The 23,786-nt window shown below is 56.5% G+C and carries 17 protein-coding genes and 1 pseudogene; 12 read left to right on the forward strand and 6 right to left on the reverse strand.

Annotation, left to right across the window (positions count from 1 at the left end):
• Positions 1-109: 109 nt before the first annotated feature.
• Positions 110-1,456, forward strand: coding sequence for an MFS transporter (locus IAE37_RS05730; RefSeq protein WP_201170785.1), 1,347 nt, complete (start codon positions 110-112; stop codon positions 1,454-1,456).
• A complete protein-coding gene (locus IAE37_RS05735) occupies positions 1,443-2,420 on the forward strand; it encodes a dipeptidase (protein ID WP_201170787.1) in 978 nt (325 codons plus the stop codon). The genes IAE37_RS05730 and IAE37_RS05735 overlap by 14 nt, the downstream gene beginning before the upstream one ends.
• A gap of 55 nt (positions 2,421-2,475) precedes the next feature.
• Here IAE37_RS05735 and IAE37_RS05740 read toward each other — a convergent pair whose 3' ends face one another.
• A complete protein-coding gene (locus IAE37_RS05740; protein ID WP_201170789.1) occupies positions 2,476-3,150 on the reverse strand; it encodes a GntR family transcriptional regulator in 675 nt (224 codons plus the stop codon).
• Between the two features lie 285 nt (positions 3,151-3,435).
• Here IAE37_RS05740 and IAE37_RS05745 point away from each other — a divergent pair, with 285 nt between their 5' ends.
• The 3 genes from IAE37_RS05745 to IAE37_RS05755 all read left to right on the forward strand — a co-directional run bounded on the left by IAE37_RS05745 (position 3,436) and on the right by IAE37_RS05755 (position 5,856).
• Entirely contained in the window at positions 3,436-4,758 is a 1,323-nt protein-coding gene (locus IAE37_RS05745) for an MFS transporter (protein WP_201170792.1), read from the forward strand.
• A gap of 10 nt (positions 4,759-4,768) precedes the next feature.
• Complete coding sequence (locus IAE37_RS05750) at positions 4,769-5,506, forward strand: aldolase (RefSeq protein ID WP_201170794.1); 738 nt, start codon at positions 4,769-4,771, stop codon at positions 5,504-5,506.
• Positions 5,507-5,688: 182 nt separating this feature from the next.
• Positions 5,689-5,856, forward strand: coding sequence for a DUF2986 domain-containing protein (locus tag IAE37_RS05755; protein WP_201170798.1), 168 nt, complete (start codon positions 5,689-5,691; stop codon positions 5,854-5,856).
• Positions 5,857-5,865: 9 nt separating this feature from the next.
• Here IAE37_RS05755 and IAE37_RS05760 read toward each other — a convergent pair whose 3' ends face one another.
• The 4 genes and pseudogenes from IAE37_RS05760 to IAE37_RS05780 all read right to left on the reverse strand — a co-directional run bounded on the left by IAE37_RS05760 (position 5,866) and on the right by IAE37_RS05780 (position 10,397).
• A complete protein-coding gene (locus tag IAE37_RS05760) occupies positions 5,866-6,120 on the reverse strand; it encodes a type B 50S ribosomal protein L31 (RefSeq protein ID WP_201170806.1) in 255 nt (84 codons plus the stop codon).
• Positions 6,121-6,292: 172 nt separating this feature from the next.
• Complete coding sequence (gene pncB, locus IAE37_RS05765; protein ID WP_201170808.1) at positions 6,293-7,492, reverse strand: nicotinate phosphoribosyltransferase; 1,200 nt, start codon at positions 7,490-7,492, stop codon at positions 6,293-6,295.
• Positions 7,489-7,827 (reverse strand): annotated as a pseudogene (locus IAE37_RS05770) (isochorismatase family protein); the annotation flags it as partial. The pseudogene IAE37_RS05770 and the gene pncB, both read right to left, overlap by 4 nt.
• 335 nt (positions 7,828-8,162) lie before the next feature.
• Positions 8,163-10,397 (reverse strand): restriction endonuclease, encoded by a 2,235-nt coding sequence (locus IAE37_RS05780; RefSeq protein ID WP_328822698.1) that lies wholly within the window; start codon positions 10,395-10,397, stop codon positions 8,163-8,165.
• Positions 10,398-10,760: 363 nt separating this feature from the next.
• Here IAE37_RS05780 and IAE37_RS05785 point away from each other — a divergent pair, with 363 nt between their 5' ends.
• From IAE37_RS05785 to IAE37_RS05795, 3 genes are all read left to right on the forward strand, one after another.
• Positions 10,761-11,054 carry a DUF7693 family protein gene (locus tag IAE37_RS05785; protein ID WP_201170812.1) on the forward strand — a complete coding sequence of 98 codons (294 nt, stop codon included), beginning with the start codon at positions 10,761-10,763 and terminating at the stop codon, positions 11,052-11,054.
• Positions 11,055-11,262: 208 nt separating this feature from the next.
• Positions 11,263-11,646 carry a hypothetical protein gene (locus IAE37_RS05790; protein WP_201170815.1) on the forward strand — a complete coding sequence of 128 codons (384 nt, stop codon included), beginning with the start codon at positions 11,263-11,265 and terminating at the stop codon, positions 11,644-11,646.
• An 890-nt stretch (positions 11,647-12,536) separates the two neighbouring features.
• Positions 12,537-14,294, forward strand: coding sequence for a terpene cyclase/mutase family protein (locus tag IAE37_RS05795; protein WP_201170817.1), 1,758 nt, complete (start codon positions 12,537-12,539; stop codon positions 14,292-14,294).
• Positions 14,295-14,505: 211 nt separating this feature from the next.
• Here the strand turns inward: IAE37_RS05795 and IAE37_RS05800 are convergent, their stop codons facing one another.
• Positions 14,506-15,192: a hypothetical protein gene (locus IAE37_RS05800; protein ID WP_201170819.1), complete on the reverse strand. Its 687-nt coding sequence runs from the start codon at positions 15,190-15,192 to the stop codon at positions 14,506-14,508.
• Between the two features lie 426 nt (positions 15,193-15,618).
• On the opposite strand from IAE37_RS05800, the gene IAE37_RS05805 reads away from it, so the two are divergent.
• The 4 genes from IAE37_RS05805 (at position 15,619) to IAE37_RS05820 (ending at position 23,274) form a co-directional block, all read left to right on the forward strand.
• Positions 15,619-16,824, forward strand: coding sequence for a hypothetical protein (locus tag IAE37_RS05805; protein WP_201170821.1), 1,206 nt, complete (start codon positions 15,619-15,621; stop codon positions 16,822-16,824).
• A 269-nt stretch (positions 16,825-17,093) separates the two neighbouring features.
• Complete coding sequence (locus IAE37_RS05810; RefSeq protein WP_201170824.1) at positions 17,094-21,560, forward strand: AAA domain-containing protein; 4,467 nt, start codon at positions 17,094-17,096, stop codon at positions 21,558-21,560.
• Positions 21,561-21,619: 59 nt separating this feature from the next.
• Positions 21,620-22,501, forward strand: coding sequence for a hypothetical protein (locus IAE37_RS05815; RefSeq protein ID WP_201170826.1), 882 nt, complete (start codon positions 21,620-21,622; stop codon positions 22,499-22,501).
• Positions 22,492-23,274 carry a hypothetical protein gene (locus IAE37_RS05820; protein ID WP_201170828.1) on the forward strand — a complete coding sequence of 261 codons (783 nt, stop codon included), beginning with the start codon at positions 22,492-22,494 and terminating at the stop codon, positions 23,272-23,274. The genes IAE37_RS05815 and IAE37_RS05820 overlap by 10 nt, the downstream gene beginning before the upstream one ends.
• Positions 23,275-23,786: the final 512 nt, after the last annotated feature.

Here is a 23,786-nt window from a genome sequence, read left to right on the forward strand (position 1 = left end):
AAAGACCACGCGTATCGCATCGCCTGGCCGATCGATTCCTTGCTTCATTGCTGCCCATCCTAGAAGCACGTATGTGCGACCAATTACAAGAAAACCAGGAGAGCAACGCATGAATGATAATGCGCCCGTGTCCCCCTCCATGCTACGCAAAGTGACCACCGCGGCGGCGGTCGGCAACTTTGTGGAGTGGTTCGATTTCGCCGTCTACGGCTTTCTCGCAACGGTGATCGCCAAGCAGTTCTTTTCCAGTGACGACCCCAATGCGGCGCTGTTGCAGACCTTTGCCGTGTTCGCCGTGGCATTCGCGTTCCGCCCCCTGGGCGGCGTCGTGTTCGGGTCGCTCGGCGACCGCTACGGGCGCAAACGGGTGCTGTCGATGACGGTACTGATGATGGCCGGGGCCACCACGGTCATCGGGCTGCTGCCGACCTACCAGAGCATCGGCTTGATGGCGCCGATCCTGCTGACGCTGACGCGCTGCATCCAGGGCTTCTCCGCTGGCGGGGAATACGCCGGGGCGTGCGCCTACCTCATGGAACACGCCCCTCGGCACAAGCGCGCCTGGTATGGCAGCTTCATTCCGGTGTCGACCTTTTCGGCCTTCGCCTCTGCGGCGGTGATCGCCTACCTGCTCGATGCCAGCTTGTCGCCAGAGGCCATGAGCAGTTGGGGCTGGCGAGTACCGTTCCTGGTCGCTGCGCCACTCGGCATCGTGGGCCTGTACCTGCGCTGGAAGATGGAAGAAACGCCGACCTTCAAGCAGGCCATGGCTGCGGAAGACGAGCACGCCCACTCGCCACTGAAGGAAACCTTCAAGCACCACAGCGGCACGATTCTTCGCCTTGGCGCGTTCATTTCGCTCACGGCGCTGTCGTTCTACATGTTCACCACTTACTTCGCCACCTATCTGCAGGTGGTCGGCCACCTGACCCGGGCGCAGGCACTGATGGTGTCGACCATCGCCTTGCTGTTCTCGGCTGGCGCGTGCCCTGTGGCCGGCGCCTTCGCCGACCGTTTCGGGCGGCGCAGGACCATCGGCTTCACCTGCCTGTGGGCCATTGTCTCGGTGTTCCCCGCGTACTGGCTGGCCAGTTCCGGGGACCTCTACGCGGCCGTGCTGGGCGTCATCCTGCTGGCGGTCGCCGCAGTGTTCTCGGGCGTGGTCACGGCGGCGCTGCTCTCCGAGGTATTCCCGACCCGCGCGCGCTATACCGCCTCGGCCATCACCTACAACGTCGCCTACACCTTGTTCGGCGGCACCGCGCCGCTGGTCGCCACCTGGCTGATTTCCCTGACGGGCAGCAGCCTGGCACCGGCCTTCTACCTGGTGCTGATCGCCTTGCTGGCGCTGGTGGGAGGGCTGGCGTTGCCCGAAACGTCGCGCATCTCGCTGCACGATGAGCAGGACGCGGTGCGCCCATCCAACCACCAGGAGGTAACCCATGAACCCACGTGAGATACACGACTCCAGCATCGTCATCGACGGCCTGATCATCGCCAAGTGGAGCCGCGAGCTGTTCGAGGACATGCGCAAGGGCGGGCTCACCGCAGCCAACTGCACGGTGTCGGTGTGGGAGGGCTTCAAGGCCACCGTCGACCAGATCGTCGCCAGCCAGAAGCTGATCCGCGACAACAGCGACCTGGTGATGCCGGTGCGCACCACCGCCGACATCCGCAAGGCCAAGGAGCTGGGCAAGACCGGCATCCTCTTCGGCTTCCAGAATGCCCACGCCTTCGAGGACCAGATCGCCTACGTCGATGTCTTCAAGCAGCTGGGCGTGGGCATCGTGCAGATGTGCTACAACACCCAGAATCTGGTTGGCACCGGCAGTTACGAGCGAGACGGCGGCCTGTCGGGCTTCGGTCGCGAGATCGTCGCCGAGATGAACCGTGTCGGCATCATGTGCGACCTGTCCCATGTTGGCTCCAGGACTTCGGAAGAGGTCATCCTCGAATCGAAGAAACCGGTGTGCTACTCCCACTGCCTGCCGTCCGGCCTCAAGGAACACCCGCGCAACAAGACCGATGCGGAACTCAGGTTCATCGCCGAGCATGGCGGCTTCGTTGGCGTGACCATGTTCACGCCGTTCCTGGCCAAGGGCATCGACGCGACCATCGACGACTACGCCGAGGCCATCGAGTACACCATGAACATCGTCGGTGAAGACGCCATCGGCATCGGCACCGACTTCACCCAGGGCCACGGCCAGGACTTCTTCGAGTACCTGACCCACGACAAGGGCTACGCCCGTCGCCTGACCAACTTCGGCCAGATCATCAACCCGCTGGGCATGCGTACTGTCGGCGAATTCCCCAACCTCACTGAGACTTTGCTCAAGCGCGGGCATCCAGAGCGCGTGGTGCGCAAGATCATGGGGGAGAATTGGGTGAATGTGCTCAAGGAGGTGTGGGGCGAGTGAGGTGAACGGTGGCTGATCGGCCCATCGCCGGCGTGCCGGCGATGGGCGCATGCGGTCATGCCAGTTCGCCGATCCACTGCGCCAGGCGATCGCCATCGCAGGCATTGTGCTGCCAGGCGAGCTCGCCGGCCTTGTCGCTTTCACCGGCGAGGATCGCCTGGACGAATGCGCGATGTTGCTCGAGGATGGTGTCGTTGGTCGGGTGCATGACCAGGTTGGTGGTGTTGATCACCCAGCGCACCTGCTGTTGCACCAGGGCATACTGGCGGATCAGGCGCTGGTGGCCGGTGCCCTCGATGATCGCTCGGTGCAGCGCGAAGTCGCACTGGTTGATGTTCTTTTTCCCACCTTTTTCGCAGGCTTTGCTCAGGTCGACGAACGCCGCTTCGATCGCCTGCAGCACCCGTGGATCCCGCTGCTTTGCCACCAGGGTGGCGGCAAGGCGCTCCAGGCTGCCGCGCAGCGTCCATATCTCCCAGACATCGTCGGCCGTGAGCTCGGCCACCTGCCAGCCGACGTAAGGGGTCTGCACGACGATACCTTCGGTCGCCAGGCGATTGAGCCCGGTTCGCAGGGTACCCCGGGCGATACCCAACTGGTCCGCCAGCGCAGTCTCGGTGATGCGTTCGCCGGGCTTCAGATGGCCGGAGAGAATCGACTCCCTGAGGCTGTCGGTGGCTTGCTGTTCGGCGGAGAGCTTCGAGACTGGACGAAGCTGGATGGATTTCATGAAAGCGGGTCCTGATGGCGACGCGCTGACATATAGCATTGCCGAGGGCTTTTTGTACACATCCGGCCCTGCTCAGGTCTGCCGGTCAAATACTGTAGATCACTTAAATCGACGATAACTCATTGATTGTAAATGTGTTTATTGTTGATTGTTGACAATCATCAATCTGCCGCATAGATTTTCATGCAGCAAGCCGCCCGGCGCGCCTGCGTAATAACAACAAGCAAAAAACAACAATTCATCGATGCCTACAAATAAAACAACGCGTGCAGCAAAGGTGATGAAATGAAAGCAGCGATAGATGTGTCTTCAGCGTGCGATTCCTCCCGGCAACTCGATGGCATCTACAAGAAGATGTCGGTTCGCCTGATCCCGTTTCTGTTTCTGTGTTACGTACTGGCGTACTTTGCAAGGATCAATGTCAGCTTCGCCAAGCTGGATATGCTGGCCGACCTAGGCATATCGGAAACGGCCTACGGCCTGGGCGCGGGGATCTTCTTTCTCGGGTACCTCATTTTTGCCGTGCCCAGCAACATCATCCTCGAACGCATGGGGGCTCGGCGCTGGATCTGCTGCATCATGGTGGTGTGGGGCGCGCTCACTTCGCTGATGATGCTGATCGAAAACGTGAGCACCTTCTACGTGCTACGGTTCCTGATCGGCGTCGCCGAAGCTGGGTTTTTCCCAGGCATCATCTACTACTTCACCCGCTGGTTTCCCAGTGAGCGCCGAGGCAGGGTGATTTCGCTGTTCATGGCGGCGATACCGCTGTCGGGCATCATTGGCGGGCCGTTGTCGGGCTGGATCATGTCGAGCATGCAGCATGCGCCGATGGGGCTTTCCAGCTGGCAGTGGCTGTTCCTCTTGTATGGCATTCCGACGATCGTGGTGGGCTTTTTCGTCAAACGCTGCCTGCCCAACAGTTTCGAGGAGGCCGAGTTCCTCACCGAAGAAGAGAAGCAACGGGTCAGGCTCGAACTGGCGCGTGATGCCGCTACCCAGGCACCCAACCAGCAACGCGCATCCTTGCTCAGCTTCCTGTTCTCGCCAGTGGTCTGGTATTTCAGCCTGGTCTATTTCCTGATCGAAATGGGTGAGTACGCCTTGGGCTTCTGGATGCCGACCATCATCAAGAACGCCGGCTTCGACGACATGCAATCGGTCGGCCTGTTGACCGCCGTTCCATACTTGGTCGCCAGCTTCGTGATGATCTACGTCGGCCGCTCGGCCGACCTGCGCAACGAGCGCAGGTGGCACCTGGCAATTCCACTGTTCATCGGCATGATCGGATTGGTGATGGCCGCGCACTTTTCCCATAACGGGCAACTGGCCATGCTGGGCTTGACGCTCGCGACCTGTGGGGTGATGGCCTCCTTCCCGATCTTCTGGACCGTACCCACCGCGATGTTGGGCATCAACGCGGCGGCCGGCGTGGCGCTGATCAACTCCGTGGGCAATCTCGCAGGATTCTTCAGCCCCTTCCTGGTGGGCTGGACAGTCGACCTGACCAAGAGCACCGACTTCTCGCTCTACGTGGTGGCAGGTTGTGCGTTCGCGGGTGCGGTGCTGTTCGTCCTGGTGCCCAAACGTTTCGCCAGCAGTAAGTGAGGAGATGAAAATGCAAGCTGTCAAAACCCTTGAGCAAGAACTGTATTACGACCCCCAGGTCGCCAAGCTGCGCGCGGACCTAGCCCTGGCGCTGCGCGCTGCGGCCTTTCACGGCCTTGCCGAAGGCGTCTGCAACCACTTCAGTGTCACGCTGCCAGGCAGGCCGGACCTGTTCCTGCTCAATCCCCGCGGCCTGATGTGGGAAGAGGTCCAAGCGGACGACATCGTGATGGTGGACGAAATGGGCAAGCGCCTGGCCGGTCGCCACGAAATCGAACCGACCGCTATGTTCATCCATGCCGCGATCCACCGCGTCGCCAAGAAGACTTGCGTGCTGCATACCCACATGCCGTACGCCACGGCGCTGACGTTGACCCAGGCCCGGGCACTGGACACGACCCTATCGCAGAACGCCATGCGCTTCCATGATCGTCTGGTGATCGACGACCGATACAACGGCTTTGCCCTCGATCACCGTGAAGGGGAGCGTATCGCCATGGCCATGAATGGCGCCGATATCGTCTTCCTTGGCAACCACGGCGTGGTCGTATGTGCAGAGCGCATCGACTATGCCTACGACGATCTCTACTACCTGGAGCGGGCGTGCAATGCCGAGGTACTCGCACGTTCCACCGGGCTGGCCCTGGTACCTGCCGACCCGGAGATGGCCAGCAAGGTAGCGGCGCAGGTCGACAGTGAGCGGTTGCAGTCGGAGTTGTTCTTCCAGGCCCTGGGGCGCAAGTTGTAATAGCCGGGCAGTACGAGACGAAGCCGGATGTGCATGCATGTCCGGCTTTTTGCTGCGGAGGCATCAATATCGCTGGCAGTGATGACTCGCGGCGAAGGGGAACAGGTTCCGGAGATTCAGGTTCGGTAATTCGCGCGGTGCTCGGTATGATGTGCGCAACGCTATTCCCGTCAGAGTGCACCATGAACCGCCAGAAAAAAATCAAGCAGCTGCTCAAGGCCCATGCCAAGAAGGCCAGTGCCAAGCTGGCGCCGCGCAGCAACAAGCCCAGGTACATCAGCAAGGCGGACCGTGAGAAGCTGGCGGCGCAGGCCGCGGTCGAGACCAACGTGGAGCCGAGCGCGGACTGAGCGGGCGGCTTACCTGCTGGTAAAGGCCGCGAAGCGCTTGTTGAAGCCCGCCACGCGACCTTCGGTCTTGGCCTTGCGCTCCTGGCCGGTGTAGACCGGATGCGAAGCGCTGGAGACGTCGAGGGTCACGTACGGATAGGTCTTGCCGTCGCTATGCGAGTAGGTCTTGTCCGTGTCGATGGTCGAGCCAATCAACCAGAAGGCGTTGGCGGAGACGTCGTGGAACAGGACAGGGCGGTAGTCGGGATGGATGTCGGGTTTCATGCGGCTTACCTATGGAATGATATAAAGTAACATTCTAGATAATGACTCTCATTCCCTGGGTTGTCCAGCCCTGAGCTTTTCAAGGAGGCTGCGGTTCTCACCTTAGTACGTGATGCCCCGTGAGTGGAGGCGGTTAGGTACACCCCCATCAGCTCCGAGCAAATCCAATTCCTCAACCCACCCGAAACACGTGCTTCATATACGCCACGAAATTCTCATCCCGACATTGCGTCTTCCCCGGGCTGTCTGAGATCTTCGCCACCGGCGCCCCATTGCACCCGGTCATCTTGATCACGATATTCATCGGCTCCACCCCAGGAATATCACAGGTCAGCCGCGTGCCGATGCCAAAGCTCACGTTGATCCGCGCGTGCAATGCCCGGTACAGCTCCAGCGCCTTGGCGAAGTCCAGGCCATCGGAGAAGATCAGCGTCTTGCCCTTCGGGTCGATGCCCAGCCGCTCATAGTGGGCGATGGCTTTCTCCGCCCAGGCCAGCGGGTCGCCGGAGTCGTGGCGCAGGCCGTCGAACAGCTTGGCGAAGTACAGGTCGAAATCGCCCATGAAGGCGTCCATGGTGATGCAGTCGGTCAGGGCGATCCCCAGTTGCCCGCGGTATTCGCGCACCCAGCATTCCAAGGCGGCCGCCTGGCTGTCGACCAGGCGTGGGCCGAGTTGCTGGTGGGCCATGAACCATTCGTGGGCCATGGTGCCGATGGGCTTGAGGTCGTACTCACGGGCCAGGTGCGCATTGCTGGTGCCGACGAAGCGGCCGGGGAAATCGCGCTTGAGGATGTGCACGACTTCTTCCTGTACCCGGTAGGAGAAGCGCCGCCGGGTGCCGAAGTCGGCCAACTGGAAGCCGGCCAGCTCCTCGGCGCTGGCCTCGGACTGCAGCCAGTCGAGTTTCTGGTACAGGCGCTCGCCAACCTGCTCGATCACCACGTCGCGGTAGCGATAGCGGTTGCGCACTTCGCTGATGATCGCCAGCAGCGGGATTTCATAGAGAATCACGTGCAGCCAGGGACCGCGCACGCGGATCGCCAGCTGGCCACTGTCGTCCAGGCCGATCTGCACGTAGCGCAGGTTGAAGCGGAACAGGCTGAGGAAGCGGATGAAGTCCGGCTTGATGAAGGGGATCTTCTCCAGGTACGCCAACTGGTCGTGGGTGAGGGTGACGTCGGCCAGTTGCTCGACCTGGTAGCGGATTTCCGCCAGGTAGGGCGCGAGGTCTTCGCCGTTGCGGCAGCGAAACTCCCACTCCACCTCGGCGTTGGGATAGTTGTGCAGCACCGCCTGCATCATGGTGATCTTGTAGAAATCGGTGTCCAGCAGGTTCTGGATGATCCGTGGGCCGAAAACGCTGTCGCTCATGGGCGGTCTTCCTTGATCAGAGAGAGCTGGTAGTCGAGCGCGGCCTCGTCGCCGCAGAGGATGACGCCCTCGGCGGCCAGTGCGCCGCAGGCGCTGATGGCGCCTTCCTGGGTGAGGGCGCGGCAGGCTGGGAGGTACAGCAGCACCTGGAAACCGGCCCGACGCAACTGCTGGGCGGTGGTCTTGACGCAGTAGTCCAGGGCCAGGCCGCCGACGATCACCGCGCCCACCTGGTGCACCTTGAGGTATTCGATGACCCCGGTCGAGCGGCGCTCGGCCAGGTCGTGGTAGCAGGCGCCATAGGGGTGCAGGTCGGGTTCGACGCCTTTCCAGACGTTTTGCGGATTGCACTAAAGTCAGCCATTTCTTGTCAACGTTACCCAGCCGCTCCATCCTACCCTGAAGCCCCTGATTCAAAAGGTCTCAGCCCTCTAAGCACCCACAAAGCACCACCGTCACCAAGCAGTTGGCTCCGCCAAGCCTAGCCAATCGACACGCCAGGTGCGCTCCAAATTCACACCCCCGGTAGGTGCCACAGGCTCGAACCTGCCCCCCAAAAATCCCTCACCCACCATCCCGTCCGACCTCCACGACTACCCTAAAACCACCCCAATCCCACGCCCCTACTTTCCCCAAAAAACACCAAACTCACACAGCGACACCCAGGCACTTAGCGATCCCTACTGAACAGATCATCAATGTCCAGGGCCTCCAGCCTGCTCTGATCGGGTCGGTGAGAAACGTAATTTTCATCTTCTTCCCGGAAGTAATTTCGCATGCGATATGGAACGTCATAGACGTCAACAATCTCATCGATCATTGCCCTGGTGGCAGAGACCTGCCAGCTTTTGAACTTATCATCTATCATAACGATTAGATTTTTGTTGGACGCGTCCAAGTCCTCGCCGTCGCTGAATACAACGCTTTCCTCAAACATCTCATCCAGTGAGTCCGTTATAAACTGGAGAGCTAGCTCTGTGAATGGCTCAGTTGCTTCATGGAAGTCGTTCATCTCAAGAAGACCTACCAAGTCGCCTAAAGCGGGCAGGTCTTTCTCGTCGATGCCGAAGTTAATTACATCTAGCACAAAGCTCCCAGCCGAGGAAGGCGTAATGATTTCCTCATTTATCGCATCTGCCAGCACCACCAAGCAATATTCGCAGTTTCTCGTAATCGGGTTGTTCAGTATGACATCAGTAACAAGCTTCATGCGTCGTCTTAATTCGGCTTCGTTAAGGCCTATCTGAGTGCTGATGTAGAGTTTGGCAAGGTATTCCGGAGGGCTACCCTCAAAACCCAGACTCTCCTCATGCTTGAAAAGTGATCTGAACAAACCCATTGTCACATTGCTAGGAGTGAGATTGTTGCCTGTCATGTCCTGAAGTTTTTTGATGGTGCTGAGACTACGTAAGCACTTATACAAAGACTCAAGCAGCGACGAATCTTTCGCGTATCTATGTAGTAGGAAGTCCCCAACTGAGGGGTTGAACAGCTTATAATAAACTTTATCGCCCATCATCACGCGAGTTAGCAGGGAGTTTGAAAGGTGTCGGGTTGCGACAGCGAATTCCCGCTTGCCTTTAAAGTTAGCATGCTCCGGCATACGTAAGCCCGTTGCGTAGGCTTTAGCCAGATCCTCTTCAAGGATGCTCTCCCCGTGGAACGCGACCAGAAGAACTAGGAATCGCCCAAAGTCATCAAGTTGCGCATCGTACGGATGTTCCCAGATTTTCTTGGGGTTGTTCAGGAGGTCAGTGATATGCTTCCAATAATCTTCCGCCGGTACATCCTTCAAGCGGTCTGGGTCAGTAATGAACTGGATGATTCGAGGATTGAAATTGTGATGTCGGATGATCTGGTGGTAACGCTTCTTTACATAGAACGACTCTTTATACTCATCCCCGAGGCCTGAATGCCATATATGGTTGTACAGGATGTGGGCTTTGTCGATGCTTGAAAGCGATTGGAGCTTGATCTCCATTTCGTTTTGATCGACCTTGCTGTTCTCAAATGCATCGCTCAGGATCCGCCCCTGATTTAATATCGTTGATCGAGACGTCAGTACGAATCTCTTTTTTGACCGGTCGCGATGAATTCTTTTGATGAAGTGAGCGATTTGACTGCCTTCGTTTCCCGCTAGCGCTTCCAGGTAGTTTTGACCTAAGAAATCGTCAAAATAGAAAAGCTGCTGTCTGTCAGGTACGTATGCCTGCTCAGCCTCATGTAAATTATGGCTGATGGAAAGAAATTCGAACCCTTTTTGGGCATAGAACAAGATGAGTTGCTCAGCCAATGTGGTTTTTCCGATGCCCGCCTGGCCGGTGATAATGACCGTGCCTTGCTTGTCCAGCTTGTCTAGAGCCTCGTTGAAACAACCTGTCTGGACGAAAATTTTTGATCTCTCAACGATTTCGCTCATCATCGCATCGCTGCGGCCCGCAATGGCATTGTTGAGCAGGCGGACTAACACGGTAGCGCTGCTGATCCAGAGCTTGAAGTGCCTTTGCTCCACCATAGGATGCCTGGCAAGCAAGTCGTTGAGATCCTCTTTGCCGTAAACGCTCACGGGGCAAGAGGCGCCAAGCGCAGTAATCAGCTCTTCCTTGTTTAAGCTCGAAAGCGGATGCGAGACCACCAGGATGTACCATTCGGGCTGAAGCACAGCGACCTTGGGTGCTTCCGATGAACGCAAGTGCGCCACAAGTTTGGAAAAAGGCGTAGCAGCCCAGTGCTTGGCCTGGAGGATCCACTCGCCACCGTTAGGGCTGTGATAACGGCCATCAACCCCACCGTCTCGACCGGCTTTGAAACGCTCAAAACGAACGCCTTCTTCGGCGCCGATCAGATCGGTACACAGCACCTCGAACTCTTTGTCGTTGAGGCGCGAAAAATCGTAATCGTTCACTCAGACACCCACTCTATGTCAGAGGGCTACGATAGCATTTAGCTAAGCGGGGAGAGGATGGAGACCGAGATCGCTTGGCATGGCAGACGGCATAGAAAATGACGGAGACGATCAAGCTGCGTCGCAACTGCGGCGCGGTCAAGATTTCTTGAGTTCGGTTCTAGATGACTCATTTCACTGGGTGGCCGGCGAAATGTCAGGGGCGCCATAGCGGGCGTTGAGCTTGGACTGGGCATCGGCTTTCATGAGTGTGCTCCAAAAGGGCCGGAGGCTACCAACACGCTCAACACGCAAGGTTTCATTTACCATTCGGTCAGCCCAGGTTGGGCACGGATAGGCCGACAACACCCAGGTACCGTTCTTTTGGAAGCAAAATCACTGACAGCCCGCGAGGCTCATCAAATCCTGTGGGACATCGCTCTCGGAGTTCGTAGCATGCGCCGGCTAGGTCAGCAATCGTGGGCTGAAATCTACTGCGGTTTGATGACCGTGGAGGCCGATGGCTGGGTGCTGACGTTCTATAACGACTGTGACACGCTCGACTACTGCGACAGCTGCTACAGCCCGGAGGGGCGTGCCTACATTTTCGACTCGCTGCAGTCGTACAGTACCGACCCTGTGGAGCTGCTCAGCACGTGGGAGCATGCGCAGCTGTAAAAGCTGTTGAGCGAGGCGTAGCCGACCATGAGAGACCGACTGGGGCTGGGTGAGCAGGGTGTTCTAGAAGCCTCGGCCTGAGCTTGAGAGCAATCCGACTCTTGCGTTTTGATAGTCGTCGCGGGGGTTTACAGGCTCCCGAGATGGCTAAGTCAAGTCGATACGCGATCCACCGAGGGTGGTTAATAAAATCAGGCAAGGGGCGTACATGTTTGAAACTGTAATGGTCGAATGCCACGGCGAGCGCCATTCTGACTTTGATCTTCAACGTATCGTGAGGGCGAAAAACCAAGCTTTCGCCAAGCCAGTTACGGCGTACCTCACGGGCGTAATCATCCAGGCGCGGGCTGCCGTTGGAGTGGTGTACGGCCATGTGAGGCAGGACTCGCTAGGTCGTTTTGCAGATGGCCACATCATTCGCACATCCGATGTGGTGGACGTAGAAAAGGAGGGGCGGTTCTGGGTGATTACGACTGAAAACAGCCGGTACGTTATCGCCACATTTCGTTCGGACGGCGGGCGTCAGAGTCTGCGGGATTTTCGACGCCTGGCGGTTAAGCTGACACACCTAACCGCCAATCATGTGCATTGAAGCGGATCGCCAATGATTAACGTATGCCAGATAATTCTTCGGTATTCATACGCCTTGAGCACCCACCGAGGATTGTATCCCAGCAGCCGGGAATCATGAGCGAGGGTTTTGAACTTCAAGGTTATTGGGGCCTGACGAGCCACGTCGTCGGAGCTGGCAGCTTCGCCGTTGGGGTACGCCCCCTCCCGTGAACCGATACAGGTGTGGCGAGACCGATTGTGCGGTATCGACAACCGGCTGCGGGCCCAAAGCACTGCCTGGAACAGACTATCTCCCTCGTCATCCAGGATAGGTTGAGCTTTCTTGATGATGTAGTTGCTTACGGCGGCGGGAAGTCCGACCAAAAGCTCGTCCTCTTCGAACGACGGTACTCGGCCTTCACGCAGATGCCTGCCGTGTTCCGAGACATACCCCCATGCTCTCGACACGGCTGATCGAGGGGCTGGCGGATCAGTGATCCGTGTTTCTTTAGGATATCGCCTGGATTTGCTTTTTCATCGCCGGAGTATCGGCAAAAGCTGGTATCCACTGATGCCCAGTTGGCCCGTGTTGACCTGACGGCCCGAGAGCGTCGTCATCTGGAACGTAACCGTGCCGAGTTGCCCGATCGCTACCACCTGGTCACCTCTCCTGACGACACATACAGGAGGTGAACACCGTAGCGGCGCTGCTCAAAGCCGGCGCGCATGCTCTCAAAAATCTGTTCCAATAATAGTTCAGACCGTCAGCAAACCGATCTGCCAACAAACATCGCGCCTGCCATCGGTGGGAGCCCCTACAGATACGGCATCCTTTCTGGCTGCTACTCCGGCTAGCCCTTAAAGCCGCGGCGCGCGGCTTTTCGTCCGTGCTACTCTTGCCGCCGTGTGCAGTCGCTCCGAGGAATAGGGATGTTCAACCTACTGGTAGCCGGTCATAGCGAGATGTGGGAGACCCAGCCGTATTCGATGGGCCTGGGCCGTTTCAAGGAATACAGCGGGCTTGAGGCTGCGGACATCAACCCGGCTAACCCTGAATCATTACGTCGGCTGGAAGAAGTCCCCGCTTTGCTGATGTATGAGGTGGGTGCCGGTGGCCCACATGCAAGGGTGGTTCGGCATGGACGCATACGCAATATAGTTCGGAGAGGAAACGAACTCGCCTTTGATTTTGAGCCCGACGAACAGCATGCCTACCTGGAAAGGGCAGGCGTTCTGAGCGTGTCCGATCAATTGGGCATGACTCAATTTGAGCAGCATCGAACTCACTGGGCGGTCAAAGATGGAGATCTTCCCGAAGAGTTAATTGTGACCGGAACTCCTGAACGCCTGGCCAGATCAGTCACTGTTGTTGCCGCTGAGTACACTGAAACGCAACGTGAACGCTCACGTATGGCCCCCGCACTCGTTGAGGAGCTGGCGGACTTTCCCGCTTCGCTTGAGAAGGCAATGGCCTTGCTCCCCGCACGGATGTTTCGTGACCCAACACCTGAACTTTTTCCGATTCTGGGCATTGAGCCTCGAACAGCGGAAGGACGGCGCGCTCTGGAGGCCGTCCTACAGCGCGACGCCGCAGGGCAAAACCTACCTGAAGATTGGCAATTTTCCCTCGCGTGGTTCTTAAGTCTTTACGGCAGTCCAACTGAGAAGGAGCGTCTTGATGAAGCGCTAAGCTGCTGCGCTCGCCGCCTAATAGAGCTTGGCGGGGAAGAGGATCAGGGAGGCCGAATCGAAGACATTGGCCATGCGCTCTGGCGTTGCAGCCAAAGCCGTATAGTCGTGGCGCGCCTGCGTAGGGAGACTGCGGTTCTTACCGACCGATTGATCCGTCGACAAGACTTGTCTGGCTGTTGGGGGGCTGAGCCGGATCAGCCCGGAAGCGTTCGCATCACTGCATACGCTACTGTTGCTTTGCAGCGATTGGGGGATGACCGGTATCACGAAGCTATTGGCAAGGCTGTCGCTTGGCTACTCACTCGTATCTTACCGGATAGTCATAGCTTCCCTAGAAATGATGGCGACGAAGAGCCTGATCTAGTCAGTACTGTCCTCGCGCTGGAGGCTATTCGAAGATCGGATCAGTCAGGCGACGTTCCGCACGTGCTTGAGGCTGGTGAGTCTTGGCTGCTCTCACAGCAGTCAGATTTGGGAGAGTGGGAAGCAGAACCGTGGACGACCGATTTCACTGTCAGCGTGATTTTGTCCTACCTGACCACCAAGACGCAGATGCTTGCCCAGGTTGACGGTTTCTTGCTGATGGCTAGGGACTTTTTCAGGAAGGCCGAAGAGCTGCAGTGGGAGGGTGGCGCAAACAATCGCAGGCTTGCCGCCATTGCTACCGTCCACGCTGTCGAAATGTTCCTCTACGGATTATTTGAGCGGCGAGAGGATTTGGCGCTCTCAGCATTTAAGGAGAATGGTACCGAAACGCTTGGCCCCAGGGAGGCGCTGAGGGCGTTGCAGGATGCGCTCCAGCGTATTGGCGTGATAACAGCCCCCCAGCGTTTGCCGCATCGCGATCAGCTCAGTTCTTTGGTCGGTCGACGAGATGGAATCATTCACCGCGCCCATGAGGTGAGCGCAGCTGAGCTATCTGATGGCATTCGAGATGCTCGAAAATTCATAGATCGCTTTTCCAAACAGTTGCTGAATTTGGATTTGCTTCAATAAGATTGGGGGCGGCGGCCCCCTATCTTCAATCTGAGCTCATAGGTGTCACGCTTGTTAAGAAAATAATCGAGTCCATGATTTTCTACGTATAGTGTCCGACTCCATCGCAAGTGAAAACACAAAAAATTCATATAGGTGGGGTATGACGGGTAGCTTCAATTGCTTTTCGTTCTCAAACTCCATCGCCTCATGAGCGATATAGCTTAAGGCGTCATACAGCGGCCTGATGAACTGGACGATTTCCCAGACTAGGTGCGGTTTTCTGTATTACATGCATTCTCCAACAATCGTCGAACAGTGTCATAGGGTGGCCGTCGAAATCGAACTTTGATGAGTAGCCTACTAATCCTGCTCGATCGAGCTGATGCATGACCTGTTCGGCTGATTTGTTGAGCTTCGAGTACCCTATCTTAGCTTCTGCGACTTCTATGCAGATGGAGTACCAGTCTCCGAGCGGGCCGCGATCTGCGGTCGTGTTGTTCAGCTCGCGGAGGTTGTAATAGCGTGCCTTGTTAGCAAATTTCTCCAGGAAATCGAGAATTTTCTCCTCAATGCTGTCGGTTGCTGGTGCCTCCACTTTTCCGTGCCCCCATTTGTTTCTCACGGATAGTGCGTGCAGGTAGGTAGATTTAATATTGTGCCCGTATTTCTTGCGTAGCTCATCGTCAGTTGGAGGATTGTAGTTATTTTCAAGCATGTGATTTGTAATCATCACGAGCTTTAAAGTTCGCTCTATACCAATAGTTAGCTGAAAAAATGCCGAATAAAAATTGCCTACTGTTCTCTCGTCTAGGTTGGCCTTTAGAAGCAGATCGATTCCTGAGAGGAGTGAGGCTCTAGCTAAATGGCCCTCTTGCTGCAACAGCGTAAACGTACGACTGAAACGTAAATCTCGCATGGAGTCCATCCCAGGTTGGCAGTGGTTGCACTTGAGGGTAGTAGGTCGCGAGGCAGAAAATCCAGTAACCGGATTGATCGATGTGCACGCCCGCTTGCTCCAGATGCGCCGCAGGATCTATCAGCCCTAGAAAGGGTTGAGCGACAGTCACATCACCACGCTGGCTGCATTTAGTTGAGTCGTCCCTCTGGCCCACTGAGGCTGTTGCGATTGAGAGGCTATTACTTTGTTTTCGCTGTAGAAGCTAGTGCCTTCTTGCCTTTCTTTGGTTGGGTAACCCGAATTGGTAGACGGCAACGTTTATCGCATTGCGGAGGCTCTAGATCGGGCGTTTTTGATGTAGGCTTGTCGGCTCTGCAGTACCAGCCCCCATGCACTGGAGCGGTTTCCCTCCTTGAGCATTTATCAACACGTTAGAGCGCACCAATGTCCAAGGAAATGGAATCTACACCCACCGAAGTCAGTGCTTGCGTAGAGCAGTGGTTAGACGGGCCGTATGGGAAGTACGCGCGGGCGAAGGTGCTGACGCCCGAATCACCTACGCCTGAGGCGATCTACAGCCCGAAGACGTTGAAATGCCAGCCAGAACTCGGCGTGCCATTTGATTGCAAAATCCAGCTGAGTAAGGGTCGCTGGCGTGTCGTTGAGCTCGCAGAAAGCGCCAAGCCGGTTGAGGTTAGGCTCACGGGATTCGTTGAGTCTGATTTGATGGTTAGCGGCCAACGATCCTGGCGGATCAAACTTATCCCAGGGCAACCTGGTGCAGCGCACGCTACCCTCGATTCCAAGGCGCTTCGAGCGGCAAGATTTGCTCATATAGAGCGTGGGCAGGAACTCACCTTTATGGCGCTGCCGAATGAAGCGGACTGGACGGTGACTGAAATCCTGGAGCCGACGCTAGCAACCGTTATCACTGATTCGCTGATCGCATTCCACGCATTCCCGCTGCGGGACTGGAGCACGAACGATTCCGTCAAAAGTGTGCCCTTCGCAGTCAGGCTGCCAGGCGTTTCGATCTGGCCTCTGGTAAACGTCTTCACTACATTACTGCGGCGTCAGTCTATTCCATCCCTTACGAGAGTTGACGTAAGTGACCCAAGCGCAGTGAGCCGGGCAGAGGACTACATCGAGCATGCCCAAACTGTCTTGCGGGAGGGCTCCCCTCAAGAAATCGACTGCCTGAGTATCGGGTGCATTGAGGTGACCCTGGTCTGGAATGCCCGAGGGTTCTGGAATACCCAAAAGCTAGTCGCCCCGATTCCGATGCGTGAGCCAACCCCCAAAGAGGCCATTGACTGGGTTGAGGGTACGGTCGTCGCTGTCGATAATATCGATGAAAGTGAGTCCATCGAGGTGGAAGCCGAGCCATTGGAAATTGACGAGATCGCCCCCCAGGATGCTCCACCTGGAAGCGACTCATCCAAGAAGAAGATTCAAAAAGTGAAAGTGACAATTGAGATCAAGGATCGAAGGGTAGGGCGGGGTAACGTCAACGGGTTCTTCAAACGTGAGGAGATTGTTTACGGCGGACTCACCAAAGGAACAACGGCCATCGTCCAGTTAGTCGGTAATCCACCCTACTGGAATGTCAGCCGTTTGCATCGATCCCTGCCTATGCGAGGTGAAGCATGAGGGCAGCGCTGAGTACGTTTCTAAAAAACTTGTCCGCTCTCTTTTCACTTCAAGCAACTGAGAGCACTCCACCGCTACGCGGTGCCACTCCAGTTGATGCTTCCGTTACGCTCGGTTCGCTTGCCAAAGCTCACTCAACAGCCAAGCTTCACTCACCAGCCCAGCCTCATTCGTCAGCCGAGCCTCATCCACTTGGCAATTCGGTGTCGGCTGTATCGCGCTCGCCTGTGCTTCCTCCAGAAGATGTTGCCGCCTACTGGAAGGGGGGCTTGGATTACGTCAACTTCAGCTCTTTCGGTGGCAAGTCTAAAGACGCGCCGGCGCACAAGATGATACTGGCGTTGGACGAGGTTGCTCAGGTCGCAACCCAGATTGAGGATGGATTGGTCGGCGAAGATGTGGCTGTCGTCTTCATGCTCTGTCAGCTGAACACTCGTGACAAGCGGCTTGTGAGCCGTCATCCGTTGCTTGCTGTTCCCGCGTTGCTGGTGGAAGAAAAATTCCTGGCACCCCGAACCTCCGCTGCACCTATTTTAAACCCTGCTTATCTGTCTCCTGATCAGAGGGGGGATGCCTTCGCGATCGCTGATGGTCAACTGGCCAATGAACGCATGTTCGATGCACTGGGGCAACTCTCCTCTGACAAGTCACTGCAGGTGGATTGGGCAACGTGGTGGTCGACGCCACTGAGTGTTGTGCGCGAGCTACTCAAGGTCGACCAGGATGAGGCATTGCTAGAGAAGCTGAGATCGCTTGCCAAGGAGACAGCGGCCTCAACCACCAGAGGCAAGACCGACTCCGCGAATTGGGTGCTTCGTGCTGTCGTGTTTCCCTCGCAAGGCTCTGCGGCAAAGGCGATGGTTGATGTGTACGCGAGCTTCCTCGATGCCAAAGAGCGCCCCAAGATCTCTTTGTTCGAACGGTTTTGTGGTGGGGAGCAGGCACTCCAAGCAGCGAGTATGCCGAGTGGGATTGCCAACCTGATCACCGGCCATATTGACGAGTACGACGACTCCAAAGGCAATCGCCCACTGTTCCCATTGGACGAGTCCCAGCGCAGAGCTGCATGCGCTGTTGCCAGTCTTCAAGACGGCGAAATCCAAGCGATTAATGGCCCTCCTGGAAGCGGTAAGACTTCGATGTTGCGTGCGGTAGTTGCCAGCCGATGGGTCAGTGCAGCTTTAAACCAAGAGGCATGTCCGATCGTCGTCGCCTGCGGGGCAACCAACCAATCAGTTACCAACGTTATCGAAGCTTTCGGCAAAGCGCCTCATCCAGACGACTCATTGCCTCACGCCCAGCGTTGGATCGCAGGTGTTCCCAGCTATGGGGCATATTTTGCTTCCAAGAGCATGCTGGGCAACACGGACAAACAAGCGGAGCTCGCTCGGTTCGTCTGTGTACAGAGCGATTGGGGCTCTACAGGCATGCTGTGGTCGTACAAGGATAAGCCATCTGTCTTGACGCCTAACAATGCCCTGGAGCTCGAGGAGGCCTATCTGGCACACGCCAGAAGGGTGTTCCCTCAGCACGCTCTGTCGAGCATGGAAGCTGCCGTTGAAGTTGTGCACCGAGAACTGCGTGTCACCGTTAAGCTGCGCGACACCTTTTTGGAGTACTTGGCGAAAGATGATCCAAGCTGGTTGACGCTGCTTGAAAATGCTCGGCCCACTCCGGCAACGATCTGGCACGCTGATCGCCATGAACAGTTGAATAGGCTGATTGGCAATCTCAAAAAGAACCGGGGGGATGCAGATGCAGCGCGAGGTGCAATCGACCTCACGTTTAGCAGCGACGCGTTTCACTGGGCGGCGCGGTATTGGGAAGGACGTTTTCTTCTCGCTCAACGTGAGCGGCTGTTCTCACGGCACCCTGCAAATGTCGAAGAGTCGCTGCGTCGTCTTTGCATGCTGACACCTTGTCTGGTTTCAACGCTGCATAACGTATCAACGCTTGGACAAATAAGCCCCTTGGTTGAGGGCGATAGCGCAATCAAACACTCCTTTTCCCTGTTTGACCTCTTGGTAATTGACGAGGCAGGACAGGCATCTCCGGAGCTTGCCGGCCCAGCGTTGCTGATGGCTAAGAGGGCAGCTGTCGTGGGGGATCTGAAGCAGCTTGAGCCTATTTGGAACCACAAGTCGCTCAGCGAGATCGCTGTCGCATCGGCTGCAGGCGTCTTCAATCGCCTCAATGATCTGAAGCAATCGCGCTTGTCCATTGCTGATGGCAGCGTGCTTGCTGCTGCCCGATTGGTATCGAAATGGCGAGAGGAAAAAGATCTTGGGATCACTCTGCGGTATCACTATCGCTGTAAGCCAAGCATCATCGGTTACTGCAATGCGCTGAGCTACAACAAGACGTTGGTACCCAGAACCTCTGAAGGCAGTGCTGGCCACGAACCCGCCATGTCGTGGGTTTCGATAGAGAACAAGCCTGTCCGAAAGGGCGGATCTCTATGCAATCCAATGGAGGTGGAGCACATCACCAGTTGGATTGGTGAACGCTGGCCTGCCTGGCAGACCGACCCTGCCACGAAGGGCAAATCCATTCAGGATATTGTCGCGCTGATCACGGCTTACCGCCCGCAAGCCAACCTCTTACGTGCTGAACTCGAGAAGGTATTCGATCAGTTGAGAGGTACCGGCTCGATCGCTTGGCCCACCGTTGATGACATCAAGAAAGTCACGGTCGGTACTGTCCATCAACTGCAAGGTGCAGAGCGACCCATCGTCTGCTTCAGTTTGGTTGAAGGCCCTGATGAAGCTGCAGGAAGCTTCATGGATCGGGATGCCTCTCTGTTGAACGTGGCTGTGTCGCGAGCGAAATCCTCCTTCATCGTCTTTGGGCATCCGAAGCGGCTGTTTCCTGCCCCTGAGGCAAATGAAGCGGGTCTTGCGCCAATCCATTTTCTCGGTGCTTATCTGCGCAAAACCCCTCAAGCTCGATTGCTGTACCCAAGACGCTTGGTAGTTATCGAGGCGGGCGGGAAGCAGCAGACCCTGGCTCGAATCCTAGGCAAAAGCTGCGCGGTGATCGCTACCCACGGAGCTCTCCAATATCTTCCTGTTCGAGGGGGCGTGGACGTTGCCGCGGGTCTTATTCCGATTCCTCGAAATGAGATGGGGGCTGGTGCGTTTCTTGGTGAAGTAAGCAAGATTATCGACGCGGTGGAGGATGTCGTCATTGCGACCGATGACGATCGCATGGGAGAGCTGATCGCGTGGCAAGTCCAGCGGTTGCTCAAGGAGCGCGCTTCAGGCAAGAGCCTGTTGCGCGTTCGTTTGGGAGCAATCAACGGCCCTGCAGTTAGAGCGGCTTTCAATGCTCCAGGTAGCATCGATGAACGCAAAGTGGCTGCCGAATCCGTACGAGAGATCGTCGACTTGTTAGTCACGCAGCGTTTTTGCCGCGAGGACTTGCGCCGACGTGACATCGACATGCGTGAGTTGAGCGATTTGGTCAGTTGTGGTGCTTGCACTAGCCTTCGTGAGCAATCCCCAAAATTTAAGCTGGTGGGACGAGTTCAGGGTGCGATTCTTCGCTTGATTCTTGACCATGCCCGGCGGGCCGTATCGCTTCAGGCGCATAGTCGGATACGCGTGAAGGTACGCGTGGGCAACGAACAACTGTCAGGTTATCTTTTTGACATCGGCGAGCAGCGCGACCTTACTCGCACCTCGCAGGTTGAGCAGATCATAAGAAAATTGGGGTCTGCAAAATTAGAGCTGCTGAGTCCACCGGAGATACTCCGGGAGCAAGTGCAGCCGCCTGTCGCTGGCACATTCTCTCTGCTCGCAGAGGCATGGCAGCGATTTGGCCACCTCCCATGGAAAAGCATGGAAGCGTTGCAGGCTTTGTATGACGGGTCGTGGGGAGAAAGCTTCGGTGACGAAGGTTTTGAGCCTGAAGATCCGATCATTCCCGCATTCCTTGCGAGCGGCCATCCTCCTGTTACGCCGCTGGATCGAGCCGCTCCACCCACTGTCCTGCAAGGCGCTTTCAATAGTCAGGTGTGTCGCGATATCTACCAGATCATCTGGGATCGCTTCAGTTTTGCCGAGTCTGTCGGGGAAGCAGGAGCACAGGTGACACGAGCCCGGCTCGATTACGTGTTTTCTGGCCAGAGTAGGCTAGGCGTCCGGTTTGAGGGCGTCACTGGGGAGAAGCTCACACAGGAGCAACTTCATCTTCTTGAACAAGCAGCGCCTGACAACGACGCCACGTTCCTGCAATACCACTTTTCGGAATTGTCTGATGCGCCCCTTGATCTTGAGGGGGAGTCGGCAGGGCGCTGGTTCATGCCAATTGATCGACTTATGCTTGAGATGGAAAAAATGAATATCGGTCGTCCGTCGACCTGCGCATCCGCCCTTGAAAAACTCGTCAGGAAAGGCCTCCTCGAGGCGCCCGTCCACAAGGGCCAGCTCCGTTTGACCCCTGCGGGGGTTCGAACTGCTTTAGCGTTGGAGGGGGCCGCGCCGGAATTATCCTCACCCCTGTTCTGCACGCGGCTTGTCGAGCTTCTTGAAGCTGTCGAGGAGCACAAGATCCAGGTGCGTGATGCTTTGATGCAACTGGTGCCGCTGTTGATATCAAATGAAAAAGACAGCTCAGAGATTGGAGAGAGAATCTGGACTTCGCTCGAAACCATCGAGAAAGCTCAACACCACCGTTTGGTTAGCAAGCGGGGTGGAGGCTTGATCTCTCCGCTCTCACAGGGGGCTAACCCATGAGTGGCGGTTTGACGTCTTATCCTCGTACGGGGGGTGGAGGAGGTGCTTACGGCGCTCAAATGGATTCACTTATCAAGCTTCTGTTGATTCCTGGAGGCCAATCACTGCAGGCAGAAGCCGATCGCTTGATTCAAATGCTGCAGCTGGCCGCTGGCACCATGCCCCCGCAGAGCATCGTTGTTTACGGAAAGCGCGCACGAGATGCTTTGTTTGTGGCCCGACTCAATGGATCACTGGCACTCGCGAGGCACTTGCAGGCGATGGAGCTCTGTGCGCAAGCTTGGAAGAGTATCTACCCGCTCCACAGTACAGCGCTCAAAGCCCGTTCCGATGCGGCGAAACAACAACTCGCATTGCACGTTGCTCAGGGCGGAACAATTCAAGAGCTGAGATCGATCAAAGAAGGGATTGGGCTGATTGCCTGGCTGTATGAAACGTCCGCTTTGCTGGGGGAGGATCTGGCTGGGGGGATCATTGCCCAGTCGAGTACCTATCCTGGAAGTCGTTATGTGGGTGCTACCGATACTTCTGGAGCGCTCGCGTACCTGGAATGTGCCGGTGCATACAATGTGAATGTCGTCGTGCGTGTGGCGATTCCTGGAGCATCGCAACCTTTGCTTGTCGTGGGTGAAGCGAAGGGTGGTAAAAGTGGTTTCGGGATCGTAAAAACCTCAAAGCTCATTCGGCAGATGGGGCACGTTGCTCCGACGGTGAGCCAAAATGAGCTCATGTACGCGCCCTCACGTGCGCTGTATATGCAAAAGGCTATGCGGAAGTGGAAGAAGGGCGGTGCTCCGGCCCATGTAGTCGCCCGGCATCAGGCGGGCAAATTGATCATGGACGCCTACCGTTCGCTGAGCCTTTGTTATGTGACGGCCAGAGGAGACGCAACGGTGAACAGTCCGATCAATACATCAAGGATAAATGCTGAATGCAGATGAATATGAGCGGGCCTTTCAAACACGCGGCAATGGCCAAGGAGCTGGCAGGGCAAGCCGTGCAGGACAATCAGGCTGCATTCTCGCAAATGGAGCGCAATTGGAACATCGCGCGTGCCAGCCAAGACATTACGGTAGCCCTTGCTGCGCGGGGAGGGCTATTTGAGTGGCTGGCTGCCAGGGCAATTCTTGGACAAGAAGCCGATTTTGACTCTGGTGCCAAGACTGTAATCCAGTGGGGATGCAAGATCGCAGAAGCGTTCAGGCCTGCGCCCGAACTGCTGCTTGTAGAGCTGAGCCTAGCGATCACATTCAAAGATCACGCTGCCCGGCGGCTGCTTGCGTCTGCCGTTCTCAAAAAAGCTCCCACCGATGATTTCTACAATCTGGAGCGCGGGCAATCGCAAGCCATGGCTGCCTTGGTCGACCTTGACTATGACGCCGCCCAGCGGCACGCGTTACGGCTGCATGATGCGTCTACCAGCGGAGAGTTTGATAAGGGCGACAGCCTTTTGGCTGCGGCTTGGGCAAGTGTTATGGGTAAGCTTGCCCAGCAGGACTTCCGAGGCTGTGTCGACGCGTTGTCGCTCGCTCACAAGGAGTTCTTGCGACAGGTTAATCAAGAGCTAGGGCGGTTGCAGCGGGGTAGCGATTCCGATATCACAACATTCGAAATGGTGGATTGGGCAGGAGGTGCGATCGCTCAGCTTGTGGTTGATTTCGGATACAAGCTTGACCATCACAACAAGAGAGATTCACAAGATTTCGAATTCTAAAAACAAGCCTGCAGTGGGGTAGAGCTAGCATGGGAACCATCGTCGAGTTTTACACTGCAGGGCAGGTTGACGACCTGTCAAAACCGGCTGGCAGCGGCACATGCACGCTTGTACAAAGCCTATCAATCAACTCTCTCATGGTAGAAGTCTTACTTGACGCTCTGACGGGCACGAGCCTTGATCCCCTCATAGGTGACGGCAGTGATTCAGAACGCTCAATATTCGTAGCTCCGGCAGACTTTCATCGACTTAGAGCACAATCCGTGCAGTGGTCTTTACAGCCTGGCGAAGTCTTGAGGGAAATTTACGAGGCTGTTGATAAGGGGGTCGATGAAGCGCAGTGGGCCAAGCGTGGTCTCTTGGTAGTGATCAGGTAAATCAAAGCACCGTAACGTTGTCGGTGGTGCTAAAAAATGCAGCAGGTGCATGACTTCTATGGTCATCATAGATATCCACGCAGCATAGCTTTCGTATCCGTTCACCCGTTAAGGCAGTGGCTTTATGTGTCCGCG

The organism is Pseudomonas sp. S31, assembly GCF_016648105.1.
Classification (GTDB): domain Bacteria; phylum Pseudomonadota; class Gammaproteobacteria; order Pseudomonadales; family Pseudomonadaceae; genus Aquipseudomonas.

What these genes read in the sequence shown, in the direction of transcription:
- IAE37_RS05730 (WP_201170785.1), top strand. Translation starts at nt 110, where the DNA reads ATGAATGATAATGCGCCCGTGTCCCCCTCCATGCTACGCAAAGTGACC.
- IAE37_RS05735 (WP_201170787.1), top strand. Translation starts at nt 1,443, where the DNA reads ATGAACCCACGTGAGATACACGACTCCAGCATCGTCATCGACGGCCTG.
- IAE37_RS05740 (WP_201170789.1), bottom strand. Translation starts at nt 3,150, where the DNA reads ATGAAATCCATCCAGCTTCGTCCAGTCTCGAAGCTCTCCGCCGAACAG.
- IAE37_RS05745 (WP_201170792.1), top strand. Translation starts at nt 3,436, where the DNA reads ATGAAAGCAGCGATAGATGTGTCTTCAGCGTGCGATTCCTCCCGGCAA.
- IAE37_RS05750 (WP_201170794.1), top strand. Translation starts at nt 4,769, where the DNA reads ATGCAAGCTGTCAAAACCCTTGAGCAAGAACTGTATTACGACCCCCAG.
- IAE37_RS05755 (WP_201170798.1), top strand. Translation starts at nt 5,689, where the DNA reads ATGAACCGCCAGAAAAAAATCAAGCAGCTGCTCAAGGCCCATGCCAAG.
- IAE37_RS05760 (WP_201170806.1), bottom strand. Translation starts at nt 6,120, where the DNA reads ATGAAACCCGACATCCATCCCGACTACCGCCCTGTCCTGTTCCACGAC.
- pncB (WP_201170808.1), bottom strand. Translation starts at nt 7,492, where the DNA reads ATGAGCGACAGCGTTTTCGGCCCACGGATCATCCAGAACCTGCTGGAC.
- IAE37_RS05790 (WP_201170815.1), top strand. Translation starts at nt 11,263, where the DNA reads ATGTTTGAAACTGTAATGGTCGAATGCCACGGCGAGCGCCATTCTGAC.
- IAE37_RS05795 (WP_201170817.1), top strand. Translation starts at nt 12,537, where the DNA reads ATGTTCAACCTACTGGTAGCCGGTCATAGCGAGATGTGGGAGACCCAG.
- IAE37_RS05800 (WP_201170819.1), bottom strand. Translation starts at nt 15,192, where the DNA reads ATGCGAGATTTACGTTTCAGTCGTACGTTTACGCTGTTGCAGCAAGAG.
- IAE37_RS05805 (WP_201170821.1), top strand. Translation starts at nt 15,619, where the DNA reads ATGTCCAAGGAAATGGAATCTACACCCACCGAAGTCAGTGCTTGCGTA.
- IAE37_RS05815 (WP_201170826.1), top strand. Translation starts at nt 21,620, where the DNA reads ATGGATTCACTTATCAAGCTTCTGTTGATTCCTGGAGGCCAATCACTG.
- IAE37_RS05820 (WP_201170828.1), top strand. Translation starts at nt 22,492, where the DNA reads ATGCAGATGAATATGAGCGGGCCTTTCAAACACGCGGCAATGGCCAAG.